The organism is Parvimonas parva (genome assembly GCF_016552165.1).
Lineage (GTDB): Bacteria > Bacillota > Clostridia > Tissierellales > Peptoniphilaceae > Parvimonas > Parvimonas parva.
This window is the reverse complement of the sequence record NZ_JACVDA010000002.1, coordinates 108,511-115,298: the sequence shown is the minus strand read 5'-3', so window position 1 is coordinate 115,298 and position 6,788 is coordinate 108,511. Positions and strand designations below refer to the sequence as shown.

The following is a 6,788-nucleotide window of genomic DNA, read 5'->3' as shown; positions in this document are numbered from 1 at the left end:
TGACAGCTTTTTCTTCAATCTTATCTTTTACAACAAGTTTAGTTTCTCCTTCAACTTTTGATTCGTTTTCTGTCGGAGCTTTCTTTTCTGTTCCATTTTCAAAGAATTTTAAATCAGAAATTTTTCCGTCATTATCAACTGTAAACTTAATATCTGTTACAGTTTTATAGCCATTTGGAGCTGCTTCTTCATGGAATATATATGTTCCAGCTTTTAAGGAAATCTTTTGAGAAGTTTTTCTGGAAGTCCAACTTAATTCTTTATCAGACTCTTCTCCTAATTTACCCTTAACTACTTGTCCGTCAAGAGTTTTTATTTGAATTTTTGCTCCCTCAATTTCTTCTCCTGCTAAGTTTTGCTTACTTATAGAAATTTCCTTTAATTCTTCTGGTTGCGGAATATCTTTTTCAACTATTATAGTTTCAGCTTTATCATTTTTGTCTTCATTATGATTGATGATATGTTTTTCTAATTTACTTTCTTTTTCCAATAAATTATTATTTGATTCAACTTTTACTACAACTGTGTATTTACTTCCAACATTTAATGTAACTTTTTCAAACTTAACTTTAATTTCTCCACTTCCAATTTCTGGAACATCAACAGTCTCCTGAGTAGAACCTACATTTTTCCATTCATTAGCATCTAGTGGGAATTCATATAAATCTGCCTTGAAAGTATATTTTTGACCACTTGGTAAATTTGCATAATTTATTTTATCTTCAACAGTTTTATCAGTTCCAGCCTTATCTTTAGTCAAGTTCAATTCTTGTCCAGCTTGAGCAAAGTTTCCATCAAATCCTATTGAAGTATTTATGACAGCTTTTTCTTCAATCTTATCTTTTACAACAAGTTTAGTTTCTCCTTCAACTTTTGATTCGTTTTCTGTCGGAGCTTTCGTTTCTTTTCCGTTTTCAAAGAATTTTAAATCAGAAATTTTTCCGTCATTACTAACCGTAAACTTAATATCTGTTACAGTTGTATATCCCTTTGGAGCTGTTTCTTCATGGAATATATATGTTCCAGCTTTTAAGGAAATCTTTTGAGAATTTTTTCCGGAAGTCCAAATTAATTCTTTATCAGACTCTTCTCCTAATTTACCCTTAGCTACTTGTCCGTCAAGAGTTTTTATTTGAATCCTCGCTCCCTCAATTTCTTCTCCCGCTAAGTTTTGCTTACTTATAGAAATTTCCTTTAATTCTTCTGGTTTTTTCTTATTTATTACTGTTAATTTATCTTTATCAGCAACAGCAATATTATTATAATCTTCACCAGCTTTAAGAGTTATTGTTCCATTTTCATCAACATCAAAATATATTACTTTCTCTAACTTTTCATGAGTTTCAGGAGTTGAAATTTCTTCAAGCTTATATGAACCTGGTTTTAATGAAATTTCTTCATCTGTTCCTGTTGTTATAAATTTAGCAACAATATCTTTATCTGGATTTAAAGAAATATCTGTATCAAGATTAGTTTTATCATTAATCTTAGTAATCTTTATTTCAACATCTTTAAGTGGTGTTTGATCATTACTAATTTTGCTGATTTTTATATTTTTACTAACTTTTTCGTCTTTATCTCTAACGATTAAAGTACTCTTTGAATTATCAACATTAACTCCCTCAACATTATTTTTCAAAGTTACTTCACCTTTTTTATTAACTGAAAATTCAAATACTGAAACTTTTTCATATCCAGCAGGTGCAGTATCTTCAACTAACTTATAATCACCTTCTGTAAGTTCTATTTCTTTTGGCTTATTAGAAGAAGTCCAACTTATTACATTTTCTCCCGTTGATTTAAGAACTCTTAAATCTGCTCCTTGTAATTCATCTTCGCCTACTATTTTTTTCTTACTTATATTTATTTTAAATTTACCCGTATAAGTATTAGTAAAAGTAAATATAGGGTTAGTATCCTTTAAATTATTAGTTTCTAATTTACTAGTAAAACCTTTAGCATCAAAATCTTCAAATTTTTCTCCTACTTTTTTCAACTCTTTCATAAAGTAAATATAAGATTCGCTATTTTCATCGTTTCCGTCAACTTTACCTAATAAGTTAAGTTGAGTAAGATCTTTTGTAAATATACTTTGAGAAGAATCTACTTTTATAGGATTCTCAAAATTTGGGTGGTTTTTTTGTCCCATTCCATATTTTAACATATCTTTAGTAACTAATTCTTCTTGTTTTGTTGCAGTTTTCCTAAATAAACCTAAATAAACTTCCGGTTTTTCAACTCCACCAACATTTTCCCAACGTTTGTTTATCTTTATTTGTAAAATAAATGAAGAATTTAATTTACCATTAGTTATTGTGTAAGGAGATTCCTTTCTACCATTTCCTGTTAATGAAGATGAAATATATTTTTTCGAATCTGCATCAGATTTATATTTTTCAACAACTTTATATTCAGTTGGTGATTTCTTTAAATCTTTCCAAACAACTACATCAGACATTTCTTTATCTTTAGAAACTGTCATTTCTACTGGATTGTTAGCAATATCAACTTTTTTATCTCCATTTTTTTCTTGTAATTCAAATTCAACAACAGGTTTATCTGAACCTGTCATTCCTTCCCAAACTTTTTGAGCATAAATATCATAAGTCTTATCGTCAGACTTAGGAGAACCTATTAAATTTTGAAAATATGGTTTATGAGCATTAGCAGAATTGTCTGCTTTTATGCTCTTATCATTTTTAAATAAAGTTGGATTAAAACTATCCGGAACTTTTCTTAAATTTTCAGAATTAGGATTTATTAAAGATTCAAAAATTTCCTTTTCAGATCCTGATAATTTAAAATCTTGAGCACTCTTTTCATCTGTATAATGCCAAATAGCATATTGAGTTAAAAATCTCATTCTATTTTCACTTACCTTACCAAATTCAACAAAATGAGCTCCGTCAGTAGGATAACCATTATACAAAACTCTTCTCAAATTTTCGTACAAATCTTTATCCTTTTTTGTTGTTTCTAAATCCTTCAAATCTTTTGAATCTAATTTAGTGTATTCAGCTGACTTATCCTTTAATTCTTTAACTTTAGGATATGCAAATTTATAATTCAAGCAATACGCAACCATAGGGTTCTTTACTTGTCCTCCATCTATTTCTCCAATTTCTATAAATTCCGGAGTCCTAGCATTAGTGTATGCTTTAAACTTTTTTGGAGCTTCTTCTGCAAAACTTCCAAACGATACAAACGTAGTCTGCATTAACATTACTAATGCAAACAAAAATGCAAATATTCTTTTAGACTTTTTCATACCAACTTTTTGTATGGAATTAATTTTATCCATACGCCTCCTTTCGTTTCTTCCTCCTTTGTAAATAACGTTTTACACATACTATTATATATATATATATATGTATTGTCAAGTATTTTTATATATATTGTCAAGTATTTTTCAGAGTTAAATAAAAAATGAAGGGTTTCCCCTTCATTTACAATTTTCTATTTACCTATTTTTTCTTCTCTTCCATAGTAGAAAAGATATTGCTGTGCATATCCTGCATACTTTCCAAATATTCTGTCAGCCTCTTTAGCTATTTTTTTTACAGGTGTTTCTTGTTTTATGAAAAGTTTTTCCATAACTCTTTTTATCCAAACGTCAACGGGAAAAACCTCTCCTCTTTTGTATGAAAATAGCATAATGCAATCGGCAACTTTATTTCCTACTCCAGAAAATTTTAAAAGTTCTTCTCTTAAAACATCTGTTTCTAAACTTTCAAAACTATTTAAATCAATTTTATCGTTTAAAATCATATTAACCGTATCAAAAATTCTTTTATCTCTAAAGCCGACTTTTGCAAATTCTCTTAAATCTTCAACTGTTGCATTACTAAGCTCTTCAACTGTTGGAAATGAATAATATTTTCTATTTTCATCTTCGCAGATAAATTTTCCATATCTCATAGAAATTACTTCAATGGATTTTTTTATTCTTGGAATCATATTATTTGCAGAAATTATAAAACTGATAAGCATTTCAAAATGATTTTGATTAAGTATTCTAATTCCCTTACCATATTCCATTGCATTTACTAAAATTTCATTACCAGATAATGTTTTTCTTATTTCTTTGTAGTTTGTATTCAAATCGAAATAATCTACCCAAATTTCCTTAAATTCTTCTAAATTAGTCCCTTTGAAAACAACTCTATCCTTTTCATTTAAAACATTTAAAACTCTACCTAAATGGACAGTTGTAAAACTTCCGTCTTTTTCCTCATACCATCTAAAAGCCTGACCACAAGTAAATATTGCTCTGGCATCAAAATTTTCGACATCTTCTAAAATTACTAAATTATTTTCTTCGTATAACTTCATTACTTTTTAGCCTTTGGTCTTGCCTTATTTTGTTTTATTATAATAGAAAGTTTTTCAGAATTTTCCTTATCTAGTGGAATAGTTAAAGTTTCATCTTTCATATCTCCTGCAACAACAACTTCATAAAATTTATTGCTAATAGGAGTCCATTTTTTTATTTTTTTAAATTCAGCAAATTTTCCGTCAAAACAAAATCCATTTTCTGCAATGTATAATTTATCAAGAGAAACGATACAATAACATAGTCCGATTAAAACATATACTATACTGTAAATATCTCTAATTTTTATTGTGTAAACAACTCCAAATCCGACTAAAGAGATGGACAAAGCAAGTAAAACAGTTCTTCCTCTAAGTTTAATCGTTGATATTTCTCCTTCTAATTTTTTTCTTGTTTGGAACATAGCAACTATTTTCTTTATTACAAATATTAAAACTACTCCAAATACTATTAATAACAAATCTCCACTATTCATAAAATCCTCCATACAAATTAAGTAGAAGCGAACTTCTACTTAATTCTAATTTTCCTTATTTTCTTCTATTTCTACTTTTTCAACAGTTTCTTCAACTACTTCACTATTTACTTCTTCTGTTTTAACTTCTTCTGTAACTTCGACTTTTTCTTCGATACCCATATGTTTTTTATACATATCTTCGAAATCTTTTCCACTTACAGTTTCTTCTTCAAGTAATTTTTTAGCAACAGCATGTAAAAATTCAATATTTTCATTTAAAACTCTTTGAGCAGTAGCATAAGCCTCATCAAGTAAATCCTTAACTTCTCCGTCAATAAGTTTTGCAATATCTTCTGAGTAAGTTCTTCCTTTACCAAAATCTCTGCCTAAGAAAGTTTCTTCTTCGCCCATATCGTAATTTATAGGGCCAATCTTACTACTCATTCCATAAGTTGTAACCATATTTCTTGCAAGTTTTGTAGCTCTTTCAATATCGTTTGATGCACCTGTTGTAAAATCTTCAAAGATTATAAGTTCAGCTGAACGTCCACCAAGCATCATTGCAAGTCTTGATTTCATTCCGTTTACAGTCATATATTGACTATCTTCATCATGAGTATAAGCAGTAAATCCACCAGCTCTTCCTCTTGGAACAATAGTAATCATTTGAACAGGGTCTGATAATGGTACAAATCTTGAAACAATAGCATGCCCTGCCTCATGATATGCAGTAATCTTTCTATCTCTATCTGTAACAACTGCTGATTTCTTTTCAGGACCTGCAACAACTTTTATTGAGGCCTCTTCAAAAACTTTCATAGTGATAGTTTTTTGACCATATCTTGCTGATAAAAGTGCGGCCTCATTACACAAGTTTTCAAGGTCTGCCGGAGTAAATCCTGTTGTATGTTTAGCAATAACCTTAAGGTCAACATCTGGAGCCAATCTCTTATTTCTAGTATGAACCATAAGTATTGCTTCTCTTTCTCTTACATTTGGAATACCAACATAAATTTGTCTGTCAAATCTACCAGGTCTTAATATAGCCGGGTCAAGTATGTCGGGTCTGTTTGTTGCAGCCATAACGATAATTCCTTCATTAACACCAAAACCGTCCATTTCAACAAGTAATTGGTTTAATGTTTGTTCTCTTTCATCGTGTCCACCACCAAGTCCAGCACCTCTTCTTCTACCAACAGCATCAATTTCGTCTATAAAAATTATACAAGGAGCATTTTTCTTTGCTTCTTCGAATAAATCTCTAACTCTTGAAGCACCAACCCCAACGAACATTTCAACAAAATCTGAACCACTTATGCTAAAGAAAGGAACTTTTGCCTCTCCTGCAACAGCTCTTGAAAGATAAGTTTTTCCTGTTCCCGGAGGTCCAACCATTAATACACCTTTTGGAATTCTGGCACCAATGTCGCTGTACTTTTTAGGAGATTTTAAGAAATCTACAACTTCTTGTAATTCTTCTTTTTCTTCTTCAAGTCCTGCAACATCTCCAAAGGTAACTTCATTTTTCTTATCCTTATGAAGTCTGGCTTTACTCTTTCCAAAATTCATTACCTTTCCACCACCTTGGGCTTGTCTCATAAACATAAACCAAAGTACACCTAGCCCTATTAGAATTATAAGAGTTGGTAAAATTTCAAGATAAAATGGTTTTGTAGGTTCAGCTTTACCATTATATTTTAAAGTATTATTATCAACCTTAGCCTTTAGATAGTTATCATAAAATTTAAATCTAAATTCTTGTGGCAAATAAGTTTTAAATTCTGTTTTATCTTTATCATTTAATTTTCCTGTTATATAAGCTCCTTGAGTAGTTACCTCAGCAACTTCATCATTTTTTATCTTTGATACAATTTCTGTAACAGTATATTCCTTAACGACAGGAGCTGAAGTCTTTATAGCAAAGAAATATACAGCTAAAAATAAAACCGGTATCAAATATATAAGATACGCTTTAGTTTTCTTATTCACGCTTTCCCT

4 protein-coding genes are annotated in these 6,788 nt (G+C 29.8%); all 4 read right to left on the bottom strand.

Annotation, left to right across the window (positions count from 1 at the left end):
- Window positions 1-3,301 (bottom strand): SpaA isopeptide-forming pilin-related protein (locus tag IBJ83_RS01190; RefSeq protein ID WP_201275012.1); only part of this gene is annotated, 3,301 nt, incomplete at its 3' end.
- A gap of 155 nt (window positions 3,302-3,456) precedes the next feature.
- Window positions 3,457-4,332, bottom strand: coding sequence for a DNA-3-methyladenine glycosylase family protein (locus IBJ83_RS01185; protein ID WP_201275011.1), 876 nt, complete (start codon window positions 4,330-4,332; stop codon window positions 3,457-3,459).
- Window positions 4,332-4,808, bottom strand: a complete 477-nt coding sequence (locus IBJ83_RS01180; RefSeq protein ID WP_231698828.1) for a DUF5673 domain-containing protein — start codon at window positions 4,806-4,808, stop codon at window positions 4,332-4,334. The genes IBJ83_RS01185 and IBJ83_RS01180 overlap by 1 nt, the downstream gene beginning before the upstream one ends.
- 45 nt (window positions 4,809-4,853) lie before the next feature.
- On the bottom strand, window positions 4,854-6,779 hold the full coding sequence (gene ftsH / locus IBJ83_RS01175) for an ATP-dependent zinc metalloprotease FtsH (RefSeq protein ID WP_201275010.1): 1,926 nt from the start codon (window positions 6,777-6,779) through the stop codon (window positions 4,854-4,856).
- Between the last annotated feature and the right edge of the window lie 9 nt (window positions 6,780-6,788).

Bases quoted from the DNA above. Each gene is read 5' to 3' on its own strand.
- IBJ83_RS01185 (WP_201275011.1), bottom strand. From the start codon at position 4,332: ATGAAGTTATACGAAGAAAATAATTTAGTAATTTTAGAAGATGTCGAA.
- IBJ83_RS01180 (WP_231698828.1), bottom strand. From the start codon at position 4,808: ATGAATAGTGGAGATTTGTTATTAATAGTATTTGGAGTAGTTTTAATA.